At 61.2% G+C, this 22,855-nt stretch carries 33 protein-coding genes and 6 pseudogenes; 26 read left to right on the top strand and 13 right to left on the bottom strand.

Annotation, left to right across the window (positions count from 1 at the left end):
• The first annotated feature begins 99 nt into the window (after window positions 1-99).
• Both NKH57_RS29720 and NKH57_RS29715 read left to right on the top strand, forming a co-directional pair.
• Entirely contained in the window at window positions 100-369 is a 270-nt protein-coding gene (locus NKH57_RS29720; RefSeq protein WP_352838056.1) for a PLP-dependent aminotransferase family protein, read from the top strand.
• A gap of 31 nt (window positions 370-400) precedes the next feature.
• The gene (locus NKH57_RS29715; protein WP_352838058.1) at window positions 401-1,162 is read left to right on the top strand and encodes an aminotransferase class I/II-fold pyridoxal phosphate-dependent enzyme; all 762 of its coding nucleotides are present in this window, start codon (window positions 401-403) and stop codon (window positions 1,160-1,162) included.
• 69 nt (window positions 1,163-1,231) lie between these two features.
• Here the strand turns inward: NKH57_RS29715 and NKH57_RS29710 are convergent.
• The 6 genes and pseudogenes from NKH57_RS29710 to NKH57_RS29685 form a co-directional block, all read right to left on the bottom strand.
• A pseudogene (locus NKH57_RS29710) lies at window positions 1,232-1,375 on the bottom strand (transposase domain-containing protein); the annotation flags it as partial.
• Window positions 1,376-1,461: 86 nt separating this feature from the next.
• A pseudogene (gene tnpB / locus NKH57_RS29705) lies at window positions 1,462-1,747 on the bottom strand (IS66 family insertion sequence element accessory protein TnpB).
• Window positions 1,748-1,815: 68 nt separating this feature from the next.
• Entirely contained in the window at window positions 1,816-2,055 is a 240-nt protein-coding gene (locus NKH57_RS29700; RefSeq protein WP_352838060.1) for a DUF982 domain-containing protein, read from the bottom strand.
• A complete protein-coding gene (locus tag NKH57_RS29695; RefSeq protein WP_352838062.1) occupies window positions 2,055-2,282 on the bottom strand; it encodes a hypothetical protein in 228 nt (75 codons plus the stop codon). The genes NKH57_RS29700 and NKH57_RS29695 overlap by 1 nt, the downstream gene beginning before the upstream one ends.
• Window positions 2,283-2,382: 100 nt before the next feature.
• The gene (locus NKH57_RS29690) at window positions 2,383-2,580 is read right to left on the bottom strand and encodes a hypothetical protein (RefSeq protein ID WP_352838064.1); all 198 of its coding nucleotides are present in this window, start codon (window positions 2,578-2,580) and stop codon (window positions 2,383-2,385) included.
• Between the two features lie 56 nt (window positions 2,581-2,636).
• Window positions 2,637-2,828 (bottom strand): hypothetical protein, encoded by a 192-nt coding sequence (locus NKH57_RS29685; RefSeq protein WP_352838066.1) that lies wholly within the window; start codon window positions 2,826-2,828, stop codon window positions 2,637-2,639.
• Window positions 2,829-3,073: 245 nt separating this feature from the next.
• Between NKH57_RS29685 and NKH57_RS29680 the strand changes: the two genes are divergently transcribed.
• The 5 genes and pseudogenes from NKH57_RS29680 to NKH57_RS29660 all read left to right on the top strand — a co-directional run bounded on the left by NKH57_RS29680 (window position 3,074) and on the right by NKH57_RS29660 (window position 6,329).
• The gene (locus NKH57_RS29680; RefSeq protein WP_352949680.1) at window positions 3,074-3,280 is read left to right on the top strand and encodes a hypothetical protein; all 207 of its coding nucleotides are present in this window, start codon (window positions 3,074-3,076) and stop codon (window positions 3,278-3,280) included.
• Window positions 3,281-3,539: 259 nt separating this feature from the next.
• Window positions 3,540-4,241 (top strand): Crp/Fnr family transcriptional regulator, encoded by a 702-nt coding sequence (locus NKH57_RS29675; protein WP_352838070.1) that lies wholly within the window; start codon window positions 3,540-3,542, stop codon window positions 4,239-4,241.
• Between the two features lie 81 nt (window positions 4,242-4,322).
• Window positions 4,323-4,568 (top strand): hypothetical protein, encoded by a 246-nt coding sequence (locus NKH57_RS29670; protein ID WP_352838072.1) that lies wholly within the window; start codon window positions 4,323-4,325, stop codon window positions 4,566-4,568.
• A gap of 577 nt (window positions 4,569-5,145) precedes the next feature.
• Entirely contained in the window at window positions 5,146-5,556 is a 411-nt protein-coding gene (locus NKH57_RS29665; RefSeq protein WP_352838074.1) for a hypothetical protein, read from the top strand.
• Window positions 5,557-5,692: 136 nt separating this feature from the next.
• A pseudogene (locus NKH57_RS29660) lies at window positions 5,693-6,329 on the top strand (IS6 family transposase).
• A 177-nt stretch (window positions 6,330-6,506) separates the two neighbouring features.
• On the opposite strand, the gene NKH57_RS29655 reads toward NKH57_RS29660, so the two are convergent.
• Entirely contained in the window at window positions 6,507-7,100 is a 594-nt protein-coding gene (locus NKH57_RS29655; protein WP_352949677.1) for a type II toxin-antitoxin system VapC family toxin, read from the bottom strand.
• A complete protein-coding gene (locus NKH57_RS29650; protein WP_352949675.1) occupies window positions 7,090-7,386 on the bottom strand; it encodes a hypothetical protein in 297 nt (98 codons plus the stop codon). The genes NKH57_RS29655 and NKH57_RS29650 overlap by 11 nt, the downstream gene beginning before the upstream one ends.
• A 253-nt stretch (window positions 7,387-7,639) precedes the next feature.
• On the opposite strand from NKH57_RS29650, the pseudogene NKH57_RS29645 reads away from it, so the two are divergent.
• Window positions 7,640-8,113 (top strand): annotated as a pseudogene (locus tag NKH57_RS29645) (integrase); the annotation flags it as partial.
• A gap of 128 nt (window positions 8,114-8,241) precedes the next feature.
• Window positions 8,242-8,544, top strand: coding sequence for an AAA family ATPase (locus NKH57_RS29640; RefSeq protein ID WP_352949673.1), 303 nt, complete (start codon window positions 8,242-8,244; stop codon window positions 8,542-8,544).
• A gap of 62 nt (window positions 8,545-8,606) precedes the next feature.
• Here NKH57_RS29640 and NKH57_RS29635 read toward each other — a convergent pair whose 3' ends face one another.
• A complete protein-coding gene (locus NKH57_RS29635; RefSeq protein ID WP_502907351.1) occupies window positions 8,607-8,870 on the bottom strand; it encodes a transposase in 264 nt (87 codons plus the stop codon).
• A gap of 317 nt (window positions 8,871-9,187) precedes the next feature.
• Here NKH57_RS29635 and repA point away from each other — a divergent pair, with 317 nt between their 5' ends.
• From repA to NKH57_RS33930, 11 genes and pseudogenes are all read left to right on the top strand, one after another.
• Entirely contained in the window at window positions 9,188-10,390 is a 1,203-nt protein-coding gene (repA, locus tag NKH57_RS29630; protein WP_352834222.1) for a plasmid partitioning protein RepA, read from the top strand.
• Window positions 10,391-10,467: 77 nt separating this feature from the next.
• Window positions 10,468-11,433, top strand: coding sequence for a plasmid partitioning protein RepB (gene repB / locus NKH57_RS29625; RefSeq protein ID WP_352949671.1), 966 nt, complete (start codon window positions 10,468-10,470; stop codon window positions 11,431-11,433).
• Window positions 11,434-11,588: 155 nt separating this feature from the next.
• The gene (repC, locus tag NKH57_RS29620; protein ID WP_352834217.1) at window positions 11,589-12,794 is read left to right on the top strand and encodes a plasmid replication protein RepC; all 1,206 of its coding nucleotides are present in this window, start codon (window positions 11,589-11,591) and stop codon (window positions 12,792-12,794) included.
• Between the two features lie 89 nt (window positions 12,795-12,883).
• Window positions 12,884-13,315 carry an antitoxin Xre-like helix-turn-helix domain-containing protein gene (locus NKH57_RS29615; RefSeq protein ID WP_352735002.1) on the top strand — a complete coding sequence of 144 codons (432 nt, stop codon included), beginning with the start codon at window positions 12,884-12,886 and terminating at the stop codon, window positions 13,313-13,315.
• Window positions 13,312-13,794, top strand: a complete 483-nt coding sequence (locus tag NKH57_RS29610) for an RES family NAD+ phosphorylase (RefSeq protein ID WP_352834215.1) — start codon at window positions 13,312-13,314, stop codon at window positions 13,792-13,794. Before NKH57_RS29615 ends, NKH57_RS29610 begins: the two co-directional genes overlap by 4 nt.
• Before the next feature lie 295 nt (window positions 13,795-14,089).
• Window positions 14,090-14,275 carry a hypothetical protein gene (locus NKH57_RS29605; RefSeq protein ID WP_352834212.1) on the top strand — a complete coding sequence of 62 codons (186 nt, stop codon included), beginning with the start codon at window positions 14,090-14,092 and terminating at the stop codon, window positions 14,273-14,275.
• A gap of 242 nt (window positions 14,276-14,517) precedes the next feature.
• Complete coding sequence (locus NKH57_RS29600; protein WP_023762666.1) at window positions 14,518-14,907, top strand: MbcA/ParS/Xre antitoxin family protein; 390 nt, start codon at window positions 14,518-14,520, stop codon at window positions 14,905-14,907.
• Window positions 14,904-15,422, top strand: a complete 519-nt coding sequence (locus tag NKH57_RS29595; protein WP_352949668.1) for an RES family NAD+ phosphorylase — start codon at window positions 14,904-14,906, stop codon at window positions 15,420-15,422. The genes NKH57_RS29600 and NKH57_RS29595 overlap by 4 nt, the downstream gene beginning before the upstream one ends.
• Window positions 15,423-15,727: 305 nt before the next feature.
• Window positions 15,728-16,021, top strand: a complete 294-nt coding sequence (locus NKH57_RS29590) for a type II toxin-antitoxin system Phd/YefM family antitoxin (RefSeq protein ID WP_352834206.1) — start codon at window positions 15,728-15,730, stop codon at window positions 16,019-16,021.
• Window positions 16,008-16,438, top strand: a pseudogene (locus tag NKH57_RS29585) (plasmid maintenance toxin (PemK-like)). The gene NKH57_RS29590 and the pseudogene NKH57_RS29585 overlap by 14 nt, the downstream one beginning before the upstream one ends.
• Window positions 16,439-16,676: 238 nt before the next feature.
• A pseudogene (locus NKH57_RS33930) lies at window positions 16,677-16,834 on the top strand (RES family NAD+ phosphorylase); the annotation flags it as partial.
• Window positions 16,835-16,867: 33 nt separating this feature from the next.
• On the opposite strand, the gene NKH57_RS29580 reads toward NKH57_RS33930, so the two are convergent.
• Window positions 16,868-17,152 carry a hypothetical protein gene (locus tag NKH57_RS29580; RefSeq protein ID WP_352608526.1) on the bottom strand — a complete coding sequence of 95 codons (285 nt, stop codon included), beginning with the start codon at window positions 17,150-17,152 and terminating at the stop codon, window positions 16,868-16,870.
• A gap of 18 nt (window positions 17,153-17,170) precedes the next feature.
• On the opposite strand from NKH57_RS29580, the gene NKH57_RS29575 reads away from it, so the two are divergent.
• Entirely contained in the window at window positions 17,171-17,308 is a 138-nt protein-coding gene (locus tag NKH57_RS29575) for a hypothetical protein (RefSeq protein ID WP_023762660.1), read from the top strand.
• 10 nt (window positions 17,309-17,318) lie between these two features.
• On the opposite strand, the gene NKH57_RS29570 is transcribed toward NKH57_RS29575, so the two are convergent.
• Genes NKH57_RS29570 through NKH57_RS29560 form a run of 3 tightly spaced genes read right to left on the bottom strand, consistent with a single transcriptional unit; the run spans window position 17,319 to window position 19,148 of the window.
• The gene (locus NKH57_RS29570) at window positions 17,319-18,500 is read right to left on the bottom strand and encodes a site-specific integrase (protein ID WP_352834196.1); all 1,182 of its coding nucleotides are present in this window, start codon (window positions 18,498-18,500) and stop codon (window positions 17,319-17,321) included.
• Window positions 18,493-18,906 carry a type II toxin-antitoxin system VapC family toxin gene (locus NKH57_RS29565; protein ID WP_352834194.1) on the bottom strand — a complete coding sequence of 138 codons (414 nt, stop codon included), beginning with the start codon at window positions 18,904-18,906 and terminating at the stop codon, window positions 18,493-18,495. The genes NKH57_RS29570 and NKH57_RS29565 overlap by 8 nt, the downstream gene beginning before the upstream one ends.
• Window positions 18,906-19,148, bottom strand: a complete 243-nt coding sequence (locus tag NKH57_RS29560; RefSeq protein WP_023762657.1) for a type II toxin-antitoxin system Phd/YefM family antitoxin — start codon at window positions 19,146-19,148, stop codon at window positions 18,906-18,908. The genes NKH57_RS29565 and NKH57_RS29560 overlap by 1 nt, the downstream gene beginning before the upstream one ends.
• A gap of 220 nt (window positions 19,149-19,368) precedes the next feature.
• On the opposite strand from NKH57_RS29560, the gene NKH57_RS29555 reads away from it, so the two are divergent.
• From NKH57_RS29555 to NKH57_RS29535, 5 genes are all read left to right on the top strand, one after another.
• A complete protein-coding gene (locus NKH57_RS29555; protein ID WP_352949665.1) occupies window positions 19,369-20,508 on the top strand; it encodes an RHE_PE00001 family protein in 1,140 nt (379 codons plus the stop codon).
• An 88-nt stretch (window positions 20,509-20,596) separates the two neighbouring features.
• On the top strand, window positions 20,597-21,274 hold the full coding sequence (locus NKH57_RS29550) for an XRE family transcriptional regulator (protein WP_352949664.1): 678 nt from the start codon (window positions 20,597-20,599) through the stop codon (window positions 21,272-21,274).
• Window positions 21,275-21,883, top strand: coding sequence for an RES family NAD+ phosphorylase (locus NKH57_RS29545; RefSeq protein ID WP_352949662.1), 609 nt, complete (start codon window positions 21,275-21,277; stop codon window positions 21,881-21,883).
• A gap of 294 nt (window positions 21,884-22,177) precedes the next feature.
• Window positions 22,178-22,414 (top strand): hypothetical protein, encoded by a 237-nt coding sequence (locus NKH57_RS29540; protein WP_352949660.1) that lies wholly within the window; start codon window positions 22,178-22,180, stop codon window positions 22,412-22,414.
• Between the two features lie 13 nt (window positions 22,415-22,427).
• On the top strand, window positions 22,428-22,769 hold the full coding sequence (locus tag NKH57_RS29535; RefSeq protein ID WP_352949658.1) for a hypothetical protein: 342 nt from the start codon (window positions 22,428-22,430) through the stop codon (window positions 22,767-22,769).
• The last annotated feature ends 86 nt before the right edge of the window (window positions 22,770-22,855 follow it).

Here is a 22,855-nt window from a genome sequence, read left to right as displayed (position 1 = left end):
GAGAAGCAAGCCCGCGAACGTATGCCTCACCGTCATAGCCGATCACAAATTCCTCGGTGGCGCCGTCCAGCTTGCCTTTCAGACCGGCCTGACGACGCCGTGCTCGAGGCTCTGAGCGCGCTGCGCCGGCGGCCAGCGTTGGTCGACCGGTTGGGCTATCAGTCGACTTGCGGGCTTAATCGCGACAGGCAGGCGGCCGCCGCCTTGCTCGCCCGGACAGCCAATCTTCAGCGCATGGAATGGCAAATGGTGATCTGCTGCTCGGGCGCGCAGAATGCGATGGCGATCGCGCTAACGGCGCTCTGCGCACCAGGCGATCCGGTCTTGTGCGAAGCCCTCGACCTTCCCCGGGGCGAAGGCGCTGGCTAGCCAGTTGGACCATCCTCTCCGCGGTGTGGAAATGGATGCCGAAGGCGCAACCCCGCAAGCGCTGGACAGGGCCGCGGCAGAAACCGGCGCGCGCCTGTTCTACACGTTGCCGACGCTGCAGAACCCGACTGCACGGACGATGGGACTTGAACGGCGCGCCGATATCGTCCGGGTGGCGCGCGCACGCGGGCTCTGGCTCATCGAGGATGATGTCTATGCGCCCTATGCGCGCCATCTCGACGTGCCGCCGCTCGCGGCGCTCGCGCCCGAGCGCACGATCTATGTCAGTTCCTTGTCGAAGATCGTCGCACCCGGGCTTCGTGCCGGGTTCCTCGTCGCGCCAACAGGCGAGGTGTTCGACCGCTGCGCGCGGGCGATGCGGGCGTTGATGCATTCGCCGGCGGGGATAAACAGTGGGGTAACGACGCAGTTGATCGAGAGCGGCCGCGCTGACGAGATTGCAAGCGCAGCCGTGGCCGAAACGCGTGTGCGGACGACGCGCGCGCTCGCGGTGCTTGGCGATTTGATCGACAAACCGCGATCGGACGCCAGCCTGCATGTGTGGCTGCCGATGCCGGAGATCAATGCTGAGCGTGCAGCCGCTCGCGCGTCTTACGCTGGCATCCGGCTCACTTCACCAGCGGCATACGCCGTCGCGAACGGCGCCGTGGAGAGCGGCCTGCGTCTATGTGTCGGCAGTGTGGCTAGTGGCCTGGTGCTCGAGCGCGCGCTGATTGTGCTCAGGGGCATTTTGATGGATGAGCACGCGGATCACGAGCACGGCGTAATCTGAGCTCGCCGCGTCGCCCTGAGCGAGCAACCGATGGAGGACCTTAAGGGAGAACTTGTGGAGCTGGATATGTCGCTCGGCCTCCTCGAGCCCCAGCTGCAATTGATTGTCGGGAAGCGTTTCAGCTCTTCGACCGAAGCGATGACGATGCAATTCCTTGATGATCTGGACCAGGCGGGCATTCTCGACGTTGCATGCCAGGACTATGGCCTTCAGCGCGTCCGGATCGTCGGGAAGCTAGTCAGGTCATCGCTATGACCGGCCCGCACAGCGGAATCCAGGCTGATTCACTTCGTCGCGGGTCAGCCTGCCTGGGCTGGAACGCGGGTCCGGCGCGCCTCGTGGACCCGCCGCCAGTCCAGCCCTTCCAATAGCGCCGACAGTAGCGCGGCTGCCGCATCATGCCTCATGCACTTGCGGCCAGCGGAACTCCCCATCCTCCCCAGAAGATCAGCTTGATTCGGTCAGTCCGCTTTGCCCGGAAGACGTACGGCCCCGCTGAAGGGATCGGCCCCCATCGTCTCTTGCACCCAGCGCAGCCAGCCCCTCCGCGCCCTTGCGGAAGTCGACCGGCTTCGTCGCCACCATGACCTTGACCGCACCCGTCGGCCCTGTCACGACGTCGCCTTCAGCGCGCGGGATACTTCGCCTGCTTCTTAAGCAAGCAGCACGCCCTCCTCAATGGCAGCGAGCCTGAAGCACCGCCGGGCCTCCTGAGGTGTTGCTCGATCACCCAGAGCGGCCCTGCAAACGTCCGTCGCAACCTTCCACTTAGGGCCACGTTTGGTCCACTTGAAAAGATGCGCGGAGGCAGCCTCGACGTTGTTCACATTGTAGGTCGTACCGGCGCTCTTGCCGCTGATAGCGACCGGCGGGTCGAACCAGTGAAGGTTCATCAGACTTCTGTGAGGTCGAAACACACGAATTGCCCATGGAGCGTGGCTCGGTCCATGATGGTCTCGACCAATTCACAGTCGGTCACTTGTAAATCGGGGTCAGCTTTGCGGACTGCGGCAACGGTGTCTCGGACTGAGACGATGCTGCCGACCGGGATGAAATGGATCGCCGCCTCGACCAGCTCCTTTGCGGTGGTCACGGGCTTCAGGACCGCATGAGATTTCATCGCACCCTCCCAGGTGGGAGAACCCAGCCGGCCATCTTATGGGTCACGAGACGAAGAAATCAATGTTCGGATTGTACCAAGTGATGGCCCGCATCCGAGATTAATCAGGGGGGTCGGCCGGTTCGTCTCGTCCTTTCTGATCAAGCAAAGCAAGGAGTGCCCCGATGGCGCCCGGAAGGTGCACCTCGACCTTCAAATCTAATGCCTTGTGGAGGTAATGACGGGTTTCATCGGACGCAATCATCCGCCGAACAGCGTTCGCGGCCGACATCTGCCCTGATCGATAGTGGTCGGCCATGATTGGGAACTACTCCACCCCTAGCGTCAAACTCGTTCAGCACATTATGGTTCCAATCAGAGATCACCTCGGGCGACCCTGCGCTTCCGATCAATGGCGTTCAGGATGTCCACCAGATCGTCGGCATACTCCATGTCGAGATCGACGGCTGGGTAGCCATCGAACACAGCCGGAAGCCCGGTGAACAAGTCGAACACCGTCCAGGTCTCGTCCGATTCTTGCCTGGCGTCGTACCGCAGGGATACCATAAGGAAACACTAATGTAGCTCGGGAATGTTTGGTAGAAATTTCAGAGCCCCACCGAGAGAGAGGCAACGCGGGTCGACCCCGTGCGCCCTTTCTCTTTCACCGAGGACCCGAGGGCAGCCGACCAGAGCTTTGACCGCTTTAGGAGACGCACGGCGAACCTCAACAGCAATTCATCGTTGACGCCTATGTCGAGACCGAGAGATGGAGACCGGGGAAGCCTTCGGGATCGAGGAGGTTGAGGCTGATGTTGTTGTGGCTGCGTTCAGCCAGCATGGACCGCAATGTGCTTCGGCAGCATGGGCTGACGCTGGCGACGTACCTCGAACACGTCGACAAGGCTCATTACCCGGCGCTCCGCAGGGCTGCGGCCAAGGGCGAATGGCACGTCTTCCACGGGCATGCCCAAACCATAGCAGCGGCCCGGAAGACCGGCATAGCCTTCGCCGACTGACCATCTTCCCTGCCCCCGATGCATTGCCCCAAGAGGTGTGTCGGGGGTCGGGCCTTCAAAACCGTCAGAGCACTCAGCGGTTTGACCGTGGGGCGGCTTCGAACCATCCGCTTCCCTCGGATACCCGAAAGGGCAGGCACTGACCTGTAAGATTTTGCCAACCGCACGTTTGAAGCCTATGCTTCCCAGATCGGCCGCCAGCGCTTCGGACGCAGCCGACAGTAAGAGGTACGTGCTCTTGCCCGTCAGGGAGAGAGCCATGCCCCAATCCCTTATTCGCAACCATGTATTGAAAGCCCTCTCCCAAGAGGATTTCGCGCGATTGCAGCCATCAATGCATCACGTCGAACTGGGCATCAAAGCCCAGCTTGAGGTCTCATATCAGCCGATCGAGCGTGTGTATTTTCCAGAGAAGGGCATCGCGTCAGTGGTTGCTACGATGACCGGTGGGCGGCAAAGCGAAGTCGGCATCGTCGGCCACGACGGCATGACAGGAGTTGCCGTTATTCTCGGCCAGGACAGGTCTCCCAACGAAACCTACATGCAGGTCGCAGGCTATGGCTGGATGCTCCCGGTTGAAAACCTTCGCTCCGCGATTGCAGAAAGCCAGACCCTTCGCGAGCCACTGCTTCGCTATGCCCACGCGTTCCTTGTCCAGTCGTCCCGGACGGCATTGGTCAACGGCCATTCGAAAATCGAGGAAAGGTTGGCCCGCTGGCTGCTAATGGTCCACGACCGCGCCGAAGGAGACAAGATCTACCTGACGCATGAATTTCTGGCGACAATGCTTGGTGCCCGGCGTCCCGGCGTTACCACCGCGCTCCAAATGCTCGAGTATCGGGGGCTGGTTCACGCCAGGCGCGGCGAGATCACGATTATCGACCGCGTTGGAATGATACAGCTCACACATGGTGCTTACGGCGAGGAGGAGCAAAGTCACTTCGTCCCTGCCTCCACCTGATTGTCCGAAATCAGACGAACCCTTGCGGGTTACGGAATTGCTGCCGTAAATCGTGTTGAGGGTTTCAGGGAGGTATTCTCGATGACCAGCAGTTTTCACACCGTCACGGTTGAAAGAGCCGCTGAAGCCTATGTTCTCTCAAGAGGCAAGGCCCACTTCCTCTCCATCGCACTGGCAATTCGCGCCATCCGAACACTCATGCCCGAATGCAAGGCTACCGACCTCGAATTGGAAGAGCTTCTGGCGGCGGCATCCATCATTCACGGTGTGCCCGTCGCCTTCGATGCAAAAACGGCCGAGGGTGCAGAACCACGGCTCCATTCGTAGGCCATATATGTCTGCGCTCACGCAGACGCCGACCTTCTCAGACGTGCGCTGGGCCGTTGTCTGTTATCTGATCGACAACATCGGCAGCCCAAGCATTTCGATATCGGAGGTTAGTCACACCGTGAGGAGAATGCTTCCGCTTTGCGAACTCACGGACTGGGAACTTCGCGATCTCATTGCACAAAGTGCGATCGATGCGGGATTTGCGATCGAAGTCGACCCGCAGGACCCAGCTGTCGAGGCATAGCCTCTGTCGAGCCGTAGTATCGTCGTAACGCTCGTCAATGGTGGACCGAGCTGCTTGCAGGAACGATTGTCGACATGACAGAACGTGACCGTCACAGGTGTCGCAGCGAAGACGTATCGCTTGCATGGTGCGGCTTCAGGAGGGGCTGGAGCGACACGAACTGCTTCGCTCCTCGAATCTGCCAAGAATAGCAATTCAGATATTGGCTGTCGCCAGGAAATGGCGGCAGCGAACCGCGCACGTGACATCAGTGCGCTGATTGTGATTGCACTTTCATTAGGAAATCCTAAAATCGAGGCGTGCTGAAATTGGCATTCGGGGAGAAGTGTCATGCCTAGAGTTTCAGATCTTTTCTTCAAGACTGCCATCGTGTGGCTGGTTTTGGGGATAGGCGCCGGTTTGCAGATGGCGATCTCTGGCGACCACGGTGCCTTTCCGGCCCATGCACATATCAATCTGCTCGGATGGGTCACAAGCGCGATATTCGGCGGCTACTACGCCCTTAACCCGGCAAAGGCGGCGCGGAGAATCGCAATGATTCACTACGGCCTGTATAATGTCGGGCTGGTGATCATGCTGCCAGCGCTGTATCTGATGCTACAAGGCGGCTATACGGCGATTGAGCCGATCGTGGCCGCCGGCTCGCTGATCGTCGCCGCTGCCGTGCTGGTGTTTGCCGTCGTGGTTTTCTCAGGCGCAAGCGTGCGTTTGCCATCTGATTTGTCGCCGGCCACACGCTGAATGGCGCAAGTCATTTTGGTCGAACCGCCCACGAGACATTAGCACGCAAAAGAAAAGGCGCCGCAAAGGCGCCTTCTCGAATCCAGGGTCGTCCGAAGCGGCACTCCTTGTTGAGAGCCGCCATTTCGACCAATCCGTGATCCTGCTGTGCGTGCGCTGGTATCTGGCCTACAATCGGAGCCTGCGCGATATGGAAGAGAGGATGGCCGATCGTGGCCTGAGGGTTGACCACTCCACCGTACATCGCTGGGTCATACGATTTTCTCCGCAACTGCTGGAGCGCTTCAACCGGCGCAAGCGTGCTGTCGGCAGCAAGTGGCACATGGACGAGACTTACATCAAGGTGCGTGGCCGTTGGATGTACCTCTATCGTGCCATCGACAGCGTCGGCGACGCGGTTGAGTTCTTCTTCAGCGAAAACCGTGATCTGCCAGCGGCAAAGTGCTTCCTCCGGAAGGCACTGGAGCGCCACGGCAAACCGGAGCGCATTGTCATCGACGGCAGCCAGACCAATCACGAGGCAATTATTTCCTGCGATGCTGAAAACCGTCTGCGGGATGGATCGCGACGCTCACTGAAACCGATCCGTATCCGCACGAGCAAGCACCTCAATAACCGGATAGAGCAGGATCACCGGCGCATCAAGCGCGGCAAGCACCGAGGTCATTCTTTCCGGTATCGCGATGGTTCACATGATGCGCAAACGACAGGCGAGGTTTGCCTACAATCCACGTCCCTCAATCGCCGAGCAGCTCGAGATCGTTGCTGCCTGAATAATATGCCAGAAGCCTCTCCTTGTGATTACAGTCAGCATTTGCGACAGTACCAATGGCCGTTGTCGCCCGCGTTTCAACGGTCGCAGGAGAGTGTCAGCGAGCTTTTTGAAGACTGGTGTTCATTAAAGCAGTGTGGACGATCACGGTGCACGGGCATATCTCCCATAGACGCTTTCAACCCTGCGGGCGCAAGTCTGTCACCGGCCGGTAGAAGATCACACGCACCGACGGAACAAGCTGGTTGAGGTAATCGAAATCCCGAACATTGCCGGTCAGAACCGTCGCGCCCAGCAGACCGGCCTGGTGAAAGATCAGCGCATTGTTGAGGAAGCGGCGTTCATGCCCCTCTCCTTTCGGCAGGCGGCTTAGCCGGAACAGCAGGCCGGCAAGCATGCCGGCGCGTCCCCAGGCGGTGGCGTCGGGTGCATGCAGCCGGTGCGCTGGAATGTCTTCGATCGTGTCCGCAACCATTTTCAGGACCGACTTCGTCGTGGGATGGCCCGGATCGAGCCGGCCGAACAAATGGCTGAGCTCGGCAAGGCAGACCGCAGAGTGCTGACAGAGCCGATAGGTCAAAAGGTCATCGACCACTTCAGGCGTGCGCCCCTGCAGGACATCCAGATAGACGCTCGTGTCGAGAAGCAATGCACCGCCGACAGGCGGCTGATCACCTGCCCAGGACAGAGCGGAATCCGGCCGCCGTTCCAGCCCTCCGGCACGCCGCTGTGGTTTGAGGGAACGCAGTGCGCTCCCGAGATCAAACGTCAAAATCAATGTCCGCGGAAATGCTGCCCTTGCGGCCGACGAGCCGGGCGCCAAAATCGTCCTCGAGAGCTAGCCGCGACAATGCGAGCTCAAGCAGCTCAGTGTCGGAGGTCACATGAGCTCGCTTCTTTGCCGCCTCGATCAGTTCCGACGGCACCCTGCCGGAAAGGCGTGTGTTCTTGGCCCCGCCAAGAAGGCCGACGGCCCTCGCCTGTTCGAGCACCAGACGGTTCCGGGTGTGGGCGATCCGCTCCTGGCTTTCGGCGGCCGTTGCGCCACGTCTGCTCATCCTGCATTCTCCACTGTTGAACGAAACATAAGGGATGTTGAACATGAAGGCAAGGATTGGCACTGAGGAAGAGGACCCTAGGAGGGTCAACACTGGATTGGACATGATAATCGTACCCAACCGCTTGTCGTACGCGACCGCGCGCAGCTGTCGCAGCTAGATCAAGCACCTCGCGGTGGACAATTCGGCGCTTTGGTCGCACGTTGGGCCCTCGGAATCGCACCACCGCGGCATTCAATGAACGAGAGTTCCGATGGGCAGTCCCCGTAATTTCATGACGCTCGTCGACGCGGTCGACACCGAGGACCTGCCTGACATTGTCGACATCGTCATGGAGATGGGCGCCCGGATAAAGATCCCTTCCCCGCCAGTCCTCGACTCGCGACAAGCATCACTGCCTGGGCATCTCGAAAAGCTTGCCGACCCCGAGCGCGATTACGTCGAGGCGGGGAGTTCGGCAAACACCCGTCGCGCCTATGCCGCGGACTGGAAGCATTTTTTCCGCCTAGTGCCAGCGCCAGGCGTTTGACCCGCTGCCGCCAGATCCGCAAGTTGTCGGCCACTACATCACGGCCCAGGCTCAGGATCGGCAAGGGACGTGTGTCGACCATTGAGCGCCGCCTGTCGACTGACCTGGAACTATTCGCAACGCGGTCGTCCGCTCGACTGGAAGGATCGGCATATCGCCACCGTCGCCAGGATTATAGAGGACGAAGTCCCCTCCCCTGCCATTCCCAAATTCGGCCTTGCGCGCCAACGTTTGTCATCCTTCCAAATCGAGAACTGAACTCCATAATTGCGAGGATGATGAAGCGCCGCATCGAAACGCAACTGGCCAACTGATAGACACCCGCGGTGGCGCTGATTGGGCCGCGGGTCGGCAAGACTACGCTCGCGCTCGAAATAGCCGAGTCTCGGCCGTCGATCTGTCTCGATCTCGAATCCGATGCGGACAGAGCCAAGCTCGCGGAACCGGAGCTCTACCTTGCCGAGCATGAGGACGAGTTGGTGAACCTCAATGAGGTCCACCGGCTTCCAAACCTGAATCTCCGTGGCTTGATCGACCGCGGTCGCCGCAGCGGCAAGAAGACCGGGCGCTTTCTGCTGCTGGGGTCCGCTTCTGGCGCGGGACCAACGCCCAATCAGCTCTTAAACTGATACAACGCAATCCTTAGGTTGCCTGATGAGCATGCAAGGCGAGCCCATCTTGTTGGCAAGAACTATGGCAATAACGTTTGGCGGCCGACGCCGCAATAGGCCACCCATCCAACTCGCCCCCATCCCCAATGTCGCGCCGAGAATGAGCAGCTTCCCTGCTTGCTGATGCGGCCAAGGCGAGGCTTGCCGGCCGATGAATTTTGTCCCGGCATCAAGGCGAGCCAGGCGGCGAAATGCCGACCTGATATGAAAACCTCCGGGTCAGGGACGATAGAAGCAAAGGCCGGGGCCGTGACAAAGCCGACACCAGGAATGGTCTCCAGCAAGCGGGCTGGGCCTTGCCTGCGCCCGTCGGCAGTTGCAACCCTTTTTTGCCCGGTGACGAACGCGATTTTACTGCCGTAAATAATGGTCTTTGTGGCAGAAAAAACATGTATTTAGCGAGCTGGATGGGGAGAGTTCTTGCTTCGAGGGACGAGCAGCCGCTATCGCGACGATATTGGTATTCGGCAGTCAGAATGTCGGCTGGTGGCGTTAACCTTCTGTTTACCTAAAACTTCTTGCCGGGCTTTCCGAATCGGAGCTTAATGGCGCTTGTTGAATAGTTTCATCGCAAAAAGCGCCAATTCAGGTTTCGACGAGAATGAATATCGCCATGCGGCTGCCACGCTTCGAGTTCGACGATAAGATTCTCGAGCAGGGTGCAGAAATATCGCGACGCCTCAATCAGCTTCGCATGGAGAAATTTCCACCCAATGCGACGAAGACGCTGCGTCCGTTTTCGATGGCGGAAGTCGCCCACTATCTTGGCGTATCGCAAAACAATCTGAAGCGGCTTCACCTCGAAGGCAAGGGACCTTTGCCTGACCAAGTCCCTTCCGGCCGACGCTCCTACACGGCCGCTCAGATGCTCGAACTTCGCCACTTCCTGGACCAGCATGGCAGGACCGAGGTCAAGAAGTATGTTCCCCATCGCAAGCCTGGCGACAAGCTCCAGGTCGTTGCCGTCGTCAACTTCAAGGGCGGTAGCGGCAAGACAACGACTGCCGCCCACCTCGCCCAGCATTTGGCGCTGACCGGCCACCGTGTCCTTGCGATCGATCTCGACCCGCAAGCTTCGCTCTCCGCCCTGCATGGCTTCCAGCCGGAGCTCGATCGCAACCTCTCGCTGTATGAGGCGATCCGTTACGATGACGAGCGCCGGCCGATCTCCGATGTGATCGTGCCGACCAATTTTCCTGGGCTGGACATCATTCCGGCCAATCTCGAGCTGCAGGAATACGAGTACGACACGCCGCTCGCCATGCAGGATAAATCGTCCAGTGCTGGCCGGCAATTCTTCACCAGGATCGCAAAGGCGCTGTCGGAGGTGGACGACCGCTATGACGTCGTTGTTGTCGATTGTCCTCCGCAGCTCGGCTATCTGACCTTGACCGCCATGTCGGCGGCGACATCCGTTCTCATCACCGTTCATCCTCAAATGCTCGACCTGATGTCGATGAGCCAGTTCCTGTTGATGCTCGGCGGAATTTTGAAGACCATCAAAGCCGCCGGCGCGGCGATCGAGCTCGATTGGTTTCGCTACCTGATTACGCGCTACGAACCGACGGACATTCCGCAAGCGCAGATGGTCGGCTTCATGCAATCCATGCTTGCCGGCCAGATCCTCGACAATCCCATGCTCAAGTCGACGGCGATTTCGGACGCCGGTCTGACGAAACAGACGCTCTACGAAGTCGAGAGATCGTCCTTTACCCGCTCTACCTATGACCGGGCGCTAGAATCGCTGGATGCGGTGAACTCGGAGATCACCGCTCTTGTCCATCGCGCTTGGGGGCGGTCATGACAGCGAAGTTTACGGCAGTAAAAAGTGGAAATTTCGCTCGTGAAATCAGTCGACTAACCGCAAATCGGAGCGATTGAATGGCACGCAAGGACATTTTCGGCAGTGTCATGGGACCCGCAACGGCAATTGCCGATGGCCAGGACGTCTCGAGCTACGCCGTTCGTGGCGCATCACGGTCGATCATACAGTCATTCGAGGAGCTCTCGAAGAGTTCAGTCGTCGATCTCGATCCGGCTTTGGTCGACACGTCATTCGTCTCGGACCGTATGGACGATGACGATGAGGCGTTTCAGGAGTTGCTGACGGCAATTCGTGAACGAGGGCAGGATTCGCCGATCCTGGTCCGACCGCACCCTGAGACTTCGGGGCGCTTTCAGACGGTCTTTGGCCACAGGCGCGTCAGGGTTGCCCGGCAGTTGCAAAGACCTGTACGCGCTGTCGTCAAGAAGATGGACGACAGGGACCATGTCATCGCCCAAGGCCAGGAGAACGCCGCCAGAGCCGATTTGTCCTTCATCGAGCGGACGCTTTTTGCAGACCGCATTCTCAAGCGAGGCCATTCGCCTGAGACGGTGAAATCAGCTCTTGCGCTCGACGATACGACCTTCTCGAAGATGCGTTCCGTGATCGGCAACATTCCAGAGCAGGTGATTGTTGCGGTGGGCGCGGCCAAGGGCATTGGCCGAGACCGCTGGTGGCAGCTTGCCAAGCTCATGGAGCATCCTGGTGCGGCTGCGAGGGCAGAGGAGTGCGTGGCAATCGCCGATTTCGCGCAGCCAGCCAGTGAGGCCCGTTTTGCCCGTCTGTTCGAGTTTGTGAGCGCCCCGGTGAAGCGCCCGCAGGCGCCATCGAAGCCCCAGGAGCGGGCCTGGGTACCCCAGGACAAATCAGTTCGAGCCAAGATCACCGACACCGGAAAAGTGTTTACGCTTGCCTTGAAGTCCAAGGAAGCGTCGCCCTTCGGCGCATTCATTGCCGGCAAACTCGATGAGCTTTTCGAGGCTTTTCGGGAATCGGAAATGGCGAAGAAAACAGGAGACTAAGACCGCAAAAGAAAAAGGCCCCCGAACGTCACCGTCGCGGAAGCCCTTCTCAAGTCTGTAGCAAGCTGAGAATCGCATTTCCCCGAATCACTGTCAAGAGTCGTGGCGTCGTTTCGGCGAGCAGATTTCTTTTGCCTTTTTGAAAGGTGAGGGAAATGGAGAGTGCGTATGCAACGACGCCCTTTGGGCGGCGGCCGATGACGCTTGCGCTGGTGCAAGCGAACGCGGCATCACGACAGATTCCTGACGGGGCGCTCGTCGAGAAGTGGCAGGTCTATCGATGGTTGTGCGAAGGCAAGACCGTCGTAGGTGTGGGAGATCGCGCGCTCGCCGTGCTGAGCGGGCTTTTGTCGTTCTATCCGGACGACCAGATCAGCGAGGAAAACGGCCTGATGGTCTTTCCCTCGAACGCACAGTTGTCGCTGCGCACACATGGCATGCCCAGTTCCACATTGCGGCGACACCTGGCCGAGCTGGTGAGTTGCGGCCTGATCATCCGCCGCGACAGCCCTAACGGCAAAAGATTCGCCCGGAAAGGGAAGGGTGGTGCCATTGAGGAGGCGTTCGGGTTCTCGCTGGCGCCGCTGCTGACGCGGGCGGCTGAGTTTCAGCAAGCTGCCGAACAGGTGCGCGCCGACAGCCAGGCGCTCCGGCTAATGAGGGAGCGGATCACGCTCCATCGTCGCGACATCCACAAGCTCGTCGAGGTCGCAATCGAAGAGGGCGTTCCTGGCGACTGGGGAGCCGTCTGGAGACGGTTCAGAGCCATTGTAGATGTAATCCCGCGCCGGGCAGGGCTGTGCGAACTGGAGGCGATCGCTGCCGAACTGACCAGACTTCACGACGAAGTGGACATGATGTTGGAAAACTTCATGAATGCCACGAATCCTGGCGCCAATGAGTCCCAAAATGAGCGGCAGCAATCTGATTCAAACACAGACTCCATTTTTGTATTTGAACCGGCTTTGGAGAAAAGCAGGGCGGCGGTCGAGCCAAGGCAGGCAGCCGCCGAGAAACCGAAAAGCTATCCGATAGGACTTGTGCTGAAGGCCTGCCCGGAAATTTCAGACTATGCCGTGCACGGCATCGGAAACTGGCGCGATCTGATGATTACCGCCGTCCAGGTACGGGGCTACCTTGGTATTTCGCCCTCAGCATACGAGGAGGCTTGCCATGTGATGGGCCAGGAGACCGCCGCCATCGTGATTGCCTGCATCTTGCAAAGGGCGCAGCACATCAACTCGGCCGGCGGTTATCTGCGGGTTCTAACCGAAAAGGCGAAGGCAGGGGAGTTTTCGGTGGGGCCCATGCTGATGGCGGCGTTGAAGGCGAACGGCATGACAGCAAAAATGACCGGGTAACCGTTGGCGGATCGGTTCGCGCTGATGCGGGGCTGGCATGGCGCATCATGTGAGGCTATGTTTTGCCTCACATGGAATGGAGAGTGAGAATGCTGGCGTTCGGAAACGTCGCCGACGTGTTGGGGCTACCCGTTAAGGAGGTGGCGTCGCGGTCGCTTTTCGGGCTGATTTCCCGGATCGAGAATGGACTTCCCATCGGCGCGCTCGAGCGCGTTGCGCATCTTCTGGCGCCTGGCGATGCTCAGTTCAAATACCGGCTGGTCCCAAAGGCGACCTACGAGCGGCGCAAGGCGGTACATCGTCTCTCGCCGGACGAGGGCACACGATTGGCCCGCGTGGCGCGGGTCTGGGGTCTTGCTGTCGATGTCTGGCAGAACGAAGAGGAAGCGCGCGATTTCTTGTTTCGGCCGCACCCGATGATTGAGGACAAGCGACCGATCGACTTCGTTATCCTGAGTGAGTTCGGCGCCGAAATGGTGGTCGAGATCCTCGCAGGTCTGAAGTACGGCAGTGCTGCGTGACGGCGCAGACTCTCGATCGCACGCTATCGTCCTTTCGCATCGGCGATCCGGCCGGCACCTACCCGATCTTCGACGCGACCGGCTCGACAATCGCGCCAGGGCGATGGAGCACGCCTGGAAGCCCTATCATCTACACCAGCGAGCATTATTCGACGGCCTTGTTGGAAAAGCTGGTGCATGGCAGCGGCCGACTGCCGCCCAACCAGCATTACATCGAAATCACAATCCCGCGCGGGCTGAGCTACGAGGTCTTTTCGCAGCCGTCACTGCCCGGCTGGGACACGATGCCGGCGACGGTGAGCAAGGGATTTGGCGAAACCTGGTGTTTAGAACGGCGCAGCGTCATCCTGCTGGTGCCGAGTGTTGTAGCGCGTTTCGATTGCAATGTGCTGATCAATCCGGCGCATCCGGAGTTTTCGAGGATCCAGACAAGTCTGCACCAACCCGTCTATTGGGACCGGCGGCTGTTTGGGACGTGACGGGGAGGGGCTTTGTGTCGACTACAACCAAGGCTTTGATGGCCATCGCAGGGGATCCAGATCAGCCTTGCCGACGGCTATCTGCGTGTGCTGGCCAAAAAAGCAACAGCAGGGAATTTCCATACCGCCCGTGCTGATGGCGGCGCTGAAGGCATGGCGCGACAACGATGATGAGCGGAGGGTGTGTGGATACCGGGATTTGCGGAGGAGGGCTCAGGCTTTAATCCGCGGATAGGGCGTGGACTTGTGGCAGCAGCGCTTGTCGGCAAGGACACCGTATGCAAGGATCGAGGACATGAAGAACAAAGACGACCGACAGCCGACACCCGATGAAACCGCCGGGATGGTGTGGTGGAACTCACTTGATGAGGCCGATCGCGCGGCTTGGCTGGCGCGAGCCGGCAGCGCCGTCGCCGCCGATGCATGGATGGCGTATAAGCGGCTCGGAGATGTCGAGCGTCAGTCGCGGACTTTGAACTGACGAGGGTCCCCGCAGCAGCGACGAAGTTTCTCGGATCCAGGTCACAATGACTGGTTCTGCGACGAGGCCAGGCCTTCGGGCTTGAGCCGTTTCCCGACTACGACTCCGTCCGTTGAGCACCTCCCCTTGGTGTCCACTCATGCAGGCGCTCAAGCTGGTTCGGCTCCGGACTTGAAAGCGATTGAGAAATGCCATATCTTCTGCACATAAAATATGACGATTTATGTGGTGAATGAGCTGCTATGGGCCAGGCACCGAAGTTACCCGTGCAGAATGAACCTCTCGTCTTGTCCTATATGGACCGCAACGGGAAGATCGCGATCGAGCAGGTCGCGGACGGTTTTGGCATGTCCAAGGGCCAGCTGGCTCAGACCGCCGGTCTTGCTCGCGAGACCCTCTATCGGTCGGAGCGCAGCCGGACGGTAAGGACACAGGGACGTCTGCGGGAAATGCTCGAGATTATCAGCCGCGTGATGGATTGGGCGGGCGGCAAGGAACAGGCGATGGCCTGGTATCGGGCCCAGCCGCTTCCGGCATTCGGCGGACGCACGGCCGAAGCGCTCGTGAAGGATGGAAAGGCCGCTGCGGTGCGTGACTACCTCGATCACATGGCCGTTGGCGGCTTTGCGTGAGGTTTGCCGGAACCTGCTACAGAGCGCACGATCCACGTTGGGCATTCAAGCCGACTTCCGGTGATGGAGCGGCGATCCGGGGTGCCCGATTCAATCCCAAGGGTGTGCCGGCGCTTTATCTGGCGCTGACCGTCATGACAGCGGTCAAGGAAGCCAACCAGGGTTTCGCGCATCGGATCGATCCATGCGTGCTGTGCTCCTACGAAGTCGATTGCGACGACATTGCGGACCTGACGACAGGGCAGGCGAGGGAAGAATTCTCCGTCACGCTCGAGGACATGGCCTGCGCCTGGGCGACGGCTCTCAGCGATGGAGATCGCCCGGCGTCATGGTCCATCCATGACCGACTGCGGCCGCAAGGCATCGCCGGCATTCTGGTGCCGAGTTTTGCTCCCGGTGCCGAGACGGAAGATCGCAACCTGGTGCTTTGGGACTGGGGTCCGCATCTTCCGCACAAGGTAACTGTATTCGACCCGAGTGGCCGGCTGCCGAAGGACCAGCTGTCCTGGCGATGAAGCCCGGCGCAGGGGCGTTTTCGGCTGTGGGCGTCAGCGCCAATCCAAGGCCGGGGCGACGCATCGAGGGCATCCCTTCCCTCGCCAGGTCGCGTATCGTCGTTCGTCGGTCAGTGGACCGGCCAAAAACTCGCGCCGATCGAACGGCAGCACCGTCTCAAGCGCATCGAGCCCCTCGGCACGTCTTGGTCTTGGGAAGCTGCTCTTTCACGGGCTCGTTTCCGTCTGGCGTTGGCGCCCCGCTGCGCCCCGAACTTGCGGAAAGCCCGCAAACCCCGTATATTCCGGAAGAAGGAGTTTCGCCAATGACCACCACCGTCACCGCCGCCGCCGTCTCGAAAAATTTTGGCGCCTATCAGGATGCCGCCGTCCGCGACCCGGTCATCATCACCAAGAACGGCCGCCCGCGCACTGTGCTGCTGGCCTACGAGGATTTTGTCCGGCTGTTGAAGCGCGACCGCCGGGTCGAGCTGACAGCGGAGCTCGGCGCGGACGAAGTCGCCGCGGTCGAAGCCTCCGAAATGGAGCCGGGTCTTGACCATCTCAACGACGAGCTCTCCGGGTCAAAGGGCCTGACGGCAAAAGATGCTGCCGGCTGAAATCAAGATCGGCCACGTCTTCCGTTATTCCTACCTCTGGCATTGGCAACACCGCGAGGGCCGTGAAGAAGGCGACAAGGACCGGCCCTGCCTGGTGCTGGCGCTGGTCGCCATGCAGGAGGACGGCTCGCCGGTCGTGCGGGTCCTGCGATCACCCACACGCCGCCGTCCGATCCCGATGATGCCATTGAGATTCCGGCTGCGGTCAAGCTGCGCTTGCGGCTTGATGGCGAGCGGTCGTGGATCGTTTTGACGGAAAGCAACCGGTTCGCCTGGCCGGGGCCTGACATCCGGCCGCTGGAGACAGAGAGCGGCTATTACGGGCCGCTGCCGCCAGCGTTGTTTGCCGCGGTCAAGCGCCAGTTTGCCGCCATTGCGACAGGCCGGGCGCACACGAGCACGCCGCGCACGGCGTAACTCCGGCTGGCGGTGCGGCATGCCGGGCGGCGTCAGGGCAGGGGCAGTCTCCATCAAGGCGTCTTCCAGGCGGGTTTCGCGGGGAGGGATCTTCAGAGCCTTTGGTGAGGTCGACGCGGAACCGATCGCGCCACCGCCGATCTCGCGCTGCAGCTTCGCATCCAAGAGCCAACTGAGCTTCAGCACGGGTCCTGCCGCATATGACGGCGACGGGAGGAGTTTCAGAAATTCGCGTTCGAGGGCCTGGGCGAGATTGACTTCATCGTGGCTGGTGTCGAGCTTTGCTTCCGGTGCCGAGATGGAAGATCGCAACCTGGTGCTTTGGCACTGGGGTCCGCATCTTCCGCACAAGATAGCCGCGGCCGGCTGCCGAAGGACCAGCTGTCCTGGCGATGAAGCACTCGCGCAAGGCAGGGGCGTTTTTCGGCTTCAATCGTCAGCGCCAATCCAAGGCCGGGGACGCACCGAGGGCGACCAGATCATGCCGTCAGGCCAGGAAATCAACGGCAGCTGTGTCGTTCTTCTGGAACCCTTCTCCTGGACGGCGCCCAGGATCGTTCGCGTTCCGCCCAACCTCTTCGAGCCGGAGATCAGGAATCCATGGCCCGGCAAGGTGTTTGCGACGATGCCGCTTTGACGCAGAACATCGACTTCACCGGAGGACTTCCGCAGCTTTGTCGCGCGCACATCGAACGGATCGCCCAGGATCGCCATGACTGGCTGGCGTGGTGAGTGACGGCAGGTCAGGTGCTGCGAGAGCTTGGTCGAAGAGACGAGGCAACCGGCCCCGGCCCGCGCTGGCCGCTGGTCGATATCGAAAATGATGTGCTCGGCAACACCTGGCGCCTGCCCTGGCCCGAGTTTCTTTAAGAACGAGGCCTCAGACGATTATCCGCGCTGCCCGCCCGAGCGTGCGTTCGGCATCGTTGTAATAGTTCGACGCCTGCTGCACCGAGCGATGCTGCGACTGCTGCATGGCTTCAGGCAGCGGAATGCCGCGGCGGGCGGTTTCGGTGAGATAGCCGGAGCGCAGGCCGTGGGCGGAGAAGGCTTGCGGATCAAGCTCGGCCTGGGCGACGCGGCGCTTCAGGATCAGATTGACCGCCTGCGGCGTCAACGCCCGCTTATCGAGGTTGCCCCAACGGTCGATGCCGCGAAACACGGCGCCTTCAGTGATGCCGGCGCGCTCCATCCACGACCGCAGCACCGTTACCGGCCGGCCAACCAGCAGCACGTAAGCGTCGCTGTCGGCTTGTGTCGTCTTCGTCCGGCCAAGCCGGATCGACAGGCACGGGAGCGTTTCGGCATCGGGATCCTTGGGGTCGGCCGGCACCGGATCTTCCTCGACCAGCTGTTCGACGCGCAGAGCAGCAATCTCGCTGCGGCGGCGGCCGCCGGAGGCAAAGGCGGCGATGAGAAGGGCGCGGTCGCGCAAGTCGACGAGCCGGTCGCCGGCGCAAGCCTTCAGGAGGGCGGCCAAAATGTCGGCAGTCACAGCCTTCTTGCTCTTGCGGCCGCGCGGGCGGGCGCTGGCGCGCACCGCCAGTTTGATGGCGCTCTGCAGCCCCGGCCCATTGAACTTTCCCCTCATACCGCGCCATTTGGTCAGCGTCGACCAACTCGACAGCCGCCGGCGCACGGTGCTGGGGGCGTGCGGAGCGTCGACGCGCAGCAGCTCGGTCGACTTCAGCGCGGTGGCTACGTCCTCGGGCATGCCGTGTGTTGGGTCGGTTTCGCGCTTTGCGGGATCCCACAGATGATGCGCCACGAATTTGATCAGCAGCGCCTCGGGCGCCGGCCAGGGCAGCGATAGTCCGGTGGCGGCGAGCGACCAGGCCTCGAGATAGCCGAGGTCGGAGGCGAGCGCGCGCAAGGAATTTGCGCCGATGCCTTGCTTGGCCAGGTGACGCAGGGTTGCGACGTCGTCGTCGGTCAGCAGTCCGGCCAGAACATCGCGGCGGTCGAAGGGCAGGACCGAGTCCAGGGCGTCGAGCGCTTCGGCCCGCCGCCCGACGCCGGCGGGCTTCGCTACGCCGAAGGGTGGGGCCGCGGGTTCAGCCATTGGCGAGAGGACCGAGGATCTCGACGCCTTCGGCCCGTGCCGCCGCGACCAGCTTGCGGTCCAGTGTGGCGAGCGGAAGCGTCCGCTCCATGGCCAGTGACAGATAGGCGGCATCGTAGGCGCTCAGCCCATGGCGTGCCGCCAGCGCCAAGACAGGCCCGTCCCCGCCCGTTCCCGCGTCCTCGAGCGGCAGGCGACGCAGCCGGCCCATCGCCGCGATTGCCTCGCCCGCGGCAATGCGGCCGCGGCGTTCGGCCATCAGGACGATGCTGCGCGCCTCGTGCCAGAACAGCGACGGCACCGGGCCTTGTGCGGTCAGAGCGCCAATCAGCGCTTCGGCCGCCTCGCTGTGTTCCTCCGGAAGCAGCCAGGCGGCGGCGACGGACGTGTCAAGGACGAACACCATCAGAAGCGATGGCCTTCATGCTTCCAGGCCAGAATCTCCTCGGCGGTGACCGGCTGGGCCCGGGCCCGCGCGGCGCGGACTTCCTCGATCAGGGCGCCAAGGTCGTTGGTCTTGGGGATTCGGCTCAGTTTGGCGATCGGATCGTTGCCGCGCGAAATGATGACCTCCTCGCCGGCTTCGACCTTGGCCAGCAGGTCGGACAGGTGCGTCTTGGCCTCTCCGACCTTGACGGTGATGGTCATGGGTTTCTCCTGAGGGCATAGCGCTCTCGTCGAGCGGAGCGTGGAACGGTACGACGATCGGCAATTTGGACGACGCTAGCGCGATTTTCGGCGGTTGGTCAAGACTTGGTCTTGTCACTATCGATAAGAGGTCATTATCGATAGTGATATTTGTCCCTGAAGAAACATGATGTAAGTCCAGTGAGACCCTCACTAGCTTGACCAACGCGAATCAGCCATCATGAAAACAATGGCTTACACGCTCGACAAACTGCCCCTGGAAACCCTGATCGGGCCGGTTGCCCGCGCGACCGCGGTTTTGGTCCGCCTCGACGAGCGGGTCGCCCGTTCGCCGGTCCGGGACGGGTTTGTCGAGCGCCAGCATTTTGCCGACGCGGCTTCCGCGCTCTGGCTCGAGGGCGAACTCGTCCACCTCGAGGACCTCGTGCTGCACGACGCCCACATGGACATCCGCACCCCGACCCACGAACTCACCCGGGCGCACGCGGTGCTGCGAACCCGCCGGCGGATTTCTGCGCAAAAGCCGGATTGGGCGCTCAGCCGCGACGGTTTTTTGGCGCTGACCGGTCGCGGCGGCGCTATGCCGGCGGCTGGCCAAAAAAGCCGGGACGGGGAGGGGGCTGGAACTGCCTCTGTGGAAGCCGACGATCGCGATGACGCTGAGGCCGATCGGCTGGCCGAAGAATTTGCCGAGATCGATGCCGTCCTGGCGCGCTCATCCAGGATTCTGAATGGCGCCGACGTGCCGGCGAAAGCGGCGCGCCCGGACGACCGGCCGGAGCCGCAAAACGGCCTGATCTACGATCTCGACTGGAATGAAGAAGAACGGCTGGCCGAATGGCAAGCCGTGCTCGCCGACACGCGGGAGTGGCCGTCGGTGCTGCGCGCCGCAATCCTGCTCGATGCCTGGTCGGACATTGAGGTGCTGCAGCATGCCGCCTGGCTCGGGCCGTTGCTGGTTGCCGCACTGCTGCGCCACGAGGGTCTTGCCGCCAACCATCTCGCCAGCCTGCATCTCGGCGCGAAAAACATTCCGCGCGACCGGCGGCGGGCGCGCAATCGCGGCGATCGGTTGCTGGCCTGCCTCGATGGAATCCACGACGCAGCAGTGGCTGGCCTGAAGGAACACGATCGGCTGGTGCTGGCCAAAAGCCAGATGGAGCGGCGGCTCAAACAACGGCGCGCCAGCTCGAAACTGCCCGATCTGGTCGAGCTGGTACTCTCGCGGCCGCTCGTCTCCACCGGCATGATCCAGGAGCGGCTAAAGGTGACAAAACAGGGGGCACTCAACCTGGTCGGCGAGCTTGGGCTGCGCGAGATGACGGGCAGGGGAAGGTTTCGGGCGTGGGGAATTGTTTAGTCCGCAGCCATTCCATGGCTTTACGAAATTATCGAACTTGACGAACTTGCGACTGCAACCATATTGGTGACAGCAGGAGGTTCTCATCATGGCCGCTCCAAAACGCAGCAATCATAGCGGGACCGCATCGCATGCGGGAGTCGCCGCTCTGAGTTTCACCACGAAGCTTCCGGCACAGGCCGACTTCAAAAAGGTGCTGCTCGAACGCTATCAGGAAGCGATCGCACGGAGCCGCAAGATCGGCCACCGCGTATCGTTCCGGGTAGAGGTCGATCCGTCGGCCGATGCGCAGACGATCACGCCGGTCGAGGAGCAACCGGGCGATACCTTTCCCGTCGAGGACACGGGCAAGCCCGATGCCGAACTCGAGGCGGCGCTTGGCCTGGCGCGCGCGCGTGGCCGCAAGCGTGTCGCCGAAATTGTCGCCGGCGAGGACATGCTGAGCGCGGATGCCTTTGCCAAGCTGCTCGGCACGTCGCGCGTGACGGTCAACGCCAGGCGGCAAAGCGGACAGGTGCTCGGGATCGATGGCGCCAAACGCGGTTTCCGCTTCCCTGTCTGGCAACTCGACAAGGATGGCCGACCGTTCGGGACATTGCCGGCGCTGCATGCCATGTTGGGCAACAGTGCCTGGGCGGTCTATCGGTTTCTGGTGTTGCGCCATGGCGCCCTCGATGGCCGGACCGGCCTTCGAGCCCTTCAGCAAGGCGATGACGCCTCGGTTTTGGCCGCGGCGGAAGGCATGGCCAGGGGCGATTTCGACTGAATGCCCGGCGTTCCACCTCCAGCCGATTTCGGGCGCGCAAAGCTCGAAATCGAGACCATACCGCGCGGTCGGACGTTCGGTCGGATCTACTGGAGCACCTATCCTGATCCATTGGGGTACGGGAAGTCGCCGAGCCGGTTCAGCGATCCTCGACGCCGTCTTGACGCCAACCGGTTTGGCGTCCTTTACCTCGGCGACTCCCTGAAGGTGTGCTTCCTGGAGACCGTGCTCCGCGACCGCCGCGAAGGGCTTGTCGAGGATCTTCCAATAGAGGAGGTGGAGCTGACCCGACGGCGCTATGCGGAGATCGCGACCACGACAGACCTACGCCTGGTCGATCTCAGAGGCGACAATGCCGTCCGGATGGGTGTGCCGACCGATGTCGTTCGGGCACAGCGCCAGAACTTGGCACGCCGGTGGTCACTGGCGTTTCACGAGCACCCATCCGAGCCCGACGCGATCATTTATCCCTTGCGCCTCAATGAGGCGACAAATCTTGCCATTTACGATCGCGCGATACCGAAGCTTCAGGCGAAGCGTGTTGTGACCCTTCTCGGCGCGCGAGGGCTGGGTCAGGTTCTGGAGGATTTCAGGGTGGGGTTGGTGTGAAGATGTGGCTCGTATCCGTATCGCTTGGCAAAGATGGCTGTAGCGCCAGAACCGTCCACTAAGCCGGAGCAGCGCAACGACCGGTGTGGGGCCGGTAGCTGTCCGTCCGGTTCGGGGTTGCAATAGGAAACAAGCTGTCGTTTCCCAGACGACCTCAGGCGCGGGGGCATCGGCGTTTCTGCATGGCTCGAAAATCGGCGGACTGGGGCGGGAAGGCGGCGGACCGATGTCGGATTTCTGTCTTGCCTCTCGGCAGGAAACGACCGAAAACGGAGCGGGTTTCGGGGATCTTTGATGCGTCTCGTGGCTTTTCTTCTGCTCAGCACATTCCTGTCAGGCTACGCCTTGGCGCAGGACGGTATGGACATCGACTTCGACCAGGTGCCGACCGTTCACTTTCCCGACGGCAAACACATAGTATCGGCCTACCCAGCGTTCGAGGACTACATGTACATGTTCTTCGACATCTGCGATGCCATTGGTTTCTCCGTCGAGAACGAATGCCACATCTACCCGATGAACGCCGACTAGGGGGAAACGCACATTGGCCACGGTCGTGGACGGCAACAGGGTCATTGTCTACGACCGCAAGCTGTCCGCCATCGTCGGAGCTGAAGGCGCGGAGATGATCATCGCACATGAGCTGGGGCATCATCATTGCCACCACCTCGGCACACCTATCGACCCCCACAAGGAACTCGTGGCCGACGCCTTCGCCGGAGCCGCGATGAAGCTGATGGGCATGCCGCTGGAGGCTGCCTTGGCTGCCGTCGCTGTGTTGGACAAACGGCCTTCGCCGTCCCATCCGGGACGGCAGGAGCGCGTGGCGGCCATCAAGGCTGGCTGGAGCGAACCGGAGGCGGGGAAAGCCTGCAGGTTGCCTTAGGTGTGAGCTTTCAGAGGGTTGTCCATTCGGACCGGACCGAGGAGACTGGAGTTACCAAGCTGCAGCACTCACCGGAGGGTCCGAAT

This window comes from Mesorhizobium sp. M1050, assembly GCF_040318715.1.
Lineage (GTDB): Bacteria > Pseudomonadota > Alphaproteobacteria > Rhizobiales > Rhizobiaceae > Mesorhizobium.
The sequence above is the reverse complement of the archived record's forward strand: the minus strand, read 5'-3'. Positions and strand labels throughout refer to the sequence as shown.

What these genes read in the sequence shown, in the direction of transcription:
- NKH57_RS29715 (WP_352838058.1), top strand. Translation starts at nt 401, where the DNA reads ATGGATGCCGAAGGCGCAACCCCGCAAGCGCTGGACAGGGCCGCGGCA.
- NKH57_RS29700 (WP_352838060.1), bottom strand. Translation starts at nt 2,055, where the DNA reads ATGAACCTTCACTGGTTCGACCCGCCGGTCGCTATCAGCGGCAAGAGC.
- NKH57_RS29695 (WP_352838062.1), bottom strand. Translation starts at nt 2,282, where the DNA reads ATGAAATCTCATGCGGTCCTGAAGCCCGTGACCACCGCAAAGGAGCTG.
- NKH57_RS29690 (WP_352838064.1), bottom strand. Translation starts at nt 2,580, where the DNA reads ATGGCCGACCACTATCGATCAGGGCAGATGTCGGCCGCGAACGCTGTT.
- NKH57_RS29685 (WP_352838066.1), bottom strand. Translation starts at nt 2,828, where the DNA reads ATGGTATCCCTGCGGTACGACGCCAGGCAAGAATCGGACGAGACCTGG.
- NKH57_RS29680 (WP_352949680.1), top strand. Translation starts at nt 3,074, where the DNA reads ATGTTGTTGTGGCTGCGTTCAGCCAGCATGGACCGCAATGTGCTTCGG.
- NKH57_RS29675 (WP_352838070.1), top strand. Translation starts at nt 3,540, where the DNA reads ATGCCCCAATCCCTTATTCGCAACCATGTATTGAAAGCCCTCTCCCAA.
- NKH57_RS29670 (WP_352838072.1), top strand. Translation starts at nt 4,323, where the DNA reads ATGACCAGCAGTTTTCACACCGTCACGGTTGAAAGAGCCGCTGAAGCC.
- NKH57_RS29665 (WP_352838074.1), top strand. Translation starts at nt 5,146, where the DNA reads ATGCCTAGAGTTTCAGATCTTTTCTTCAAGACTGCCATCGTGTGGCTG.
- NKH57_RS29650 (WP_352949675.1), bottom strand. Translation starts at nt 7,386, where the DNA reads ATGAGCAGACGTGGCGCAACGGCCGCCGAAAGCCAGGAGCGGATCGCC.
- repA (WP_352834222.1), top strand. Translation starts at nt 9,188, where the DNA reads ATGAATATCGCCATGCGGCTGCCACGCTTCGAGTTCGACGATAAGATT.
- repB (WP_352949671.1), top strand. Translation starts at nt 10,468, where the DNA reads ATGGCACGCAAGGACATTTTCGGCAGTGTCATGGGACCCGCAACGGCA.
- repC (WP_352834217.1), top strand. Translation starts at nt 11,589, where the DNA reads ATGGAGAGTGCGTATGCAACGACGCCCTTTGGGCGGCGGCCGATGACG.
- NKH57_RS29615 (WP_352735002.1), top strand. Translation starts at nt 12,884, where the DNA reads ATGCTGGCGTTCGGAAACGTCGCCGACGTGTTGGGGCTACCCGTTAAG.
- NKH57_RS29605 (WP_352834212.1), top strand. Translation starts at nt 14,090, where the DNA reads ATGAAGAACAAAGACGACCGACAGCCGACACCCGATGAAACCGCCGGG.
- NKH57_RS29600 (WP_023762666.1), top strand. Translation starts at nt 14,518, where the DNA reads ATGGGCCAGGCACCGAAGTTACCCGTGCAGAATGAACCTCTCGTCTTG.
- NKH57_RS29590 (WP_352834206.1), top strand. Translation starts at nt 15,728, where the DNA reads ATGACCACCACCGTCACCGCCGCCGCCGTCTCGAAAAATTTTGGCGCC.
- NKH57_RS29580 (WP_352608526.1), bottom strand. Translation starts at nt 17,152, where the DNA reads ATGGCGATCCTGGGCGATCCGTTCGATGTGCGCGCGACAAAGCTGCGG.
- NKH57_RS29570 (WP_352834196.1), bottom strand. Translation starts at nt 18,500, where the DNA reads ATGGCTGAACCCGCGGCCCCACCCTTCGGCGTAGCGAAGCCCGCCGGC.
- NKH57_RS29565 (WP_352834194.1), bottom strand. Translation starts at nt 18,906, where the DNA reads ATGGTGTTCGTCCTTGACACGTCCGTCGCCGCCGCCTGGCTGCTTCCG.
- NKH57_RS29560 (WP_023762657.1), bottom strand. Translation starts at nt 19,148, where the DNA reads ATGACCATCACCGTCAAGGTCGGAGAGGCCAAGACGCACCTGTCCGAC.
- NKH57_RS29555 (WP_352949665.1), top strand. Translation starts at nt 19,369, where the DNA reads ATGAAAACAATGGCTTACACGCTCGACAAACTGCCCCTGGAAACCCTG.
- NKH57_RS29550 (WP_352949664.1), top strand. Translation starts at nt 20,597, where the DNA reads ATGGCCGCTCCAAAACGCAGCAATCATAGCGGGACCGCATCGCATGCG.
- NKH57_RS29545 (WP_352949662.1), top strand. Translation starts at nt 21,275, where the DNA reads ATGCCCGGCGTTCCACCTCCAGCCGATTTCGGGCGCGCAAAGCTCGAA.
- NKH57_RS29540 (WP_352949660.1), top strand. Translation starts at nt 22,178, where the DNA reads ATGCGTCTCGTGGCTTTTCTTCTGCTCAGCACATTCCTGTCAGGCTAC.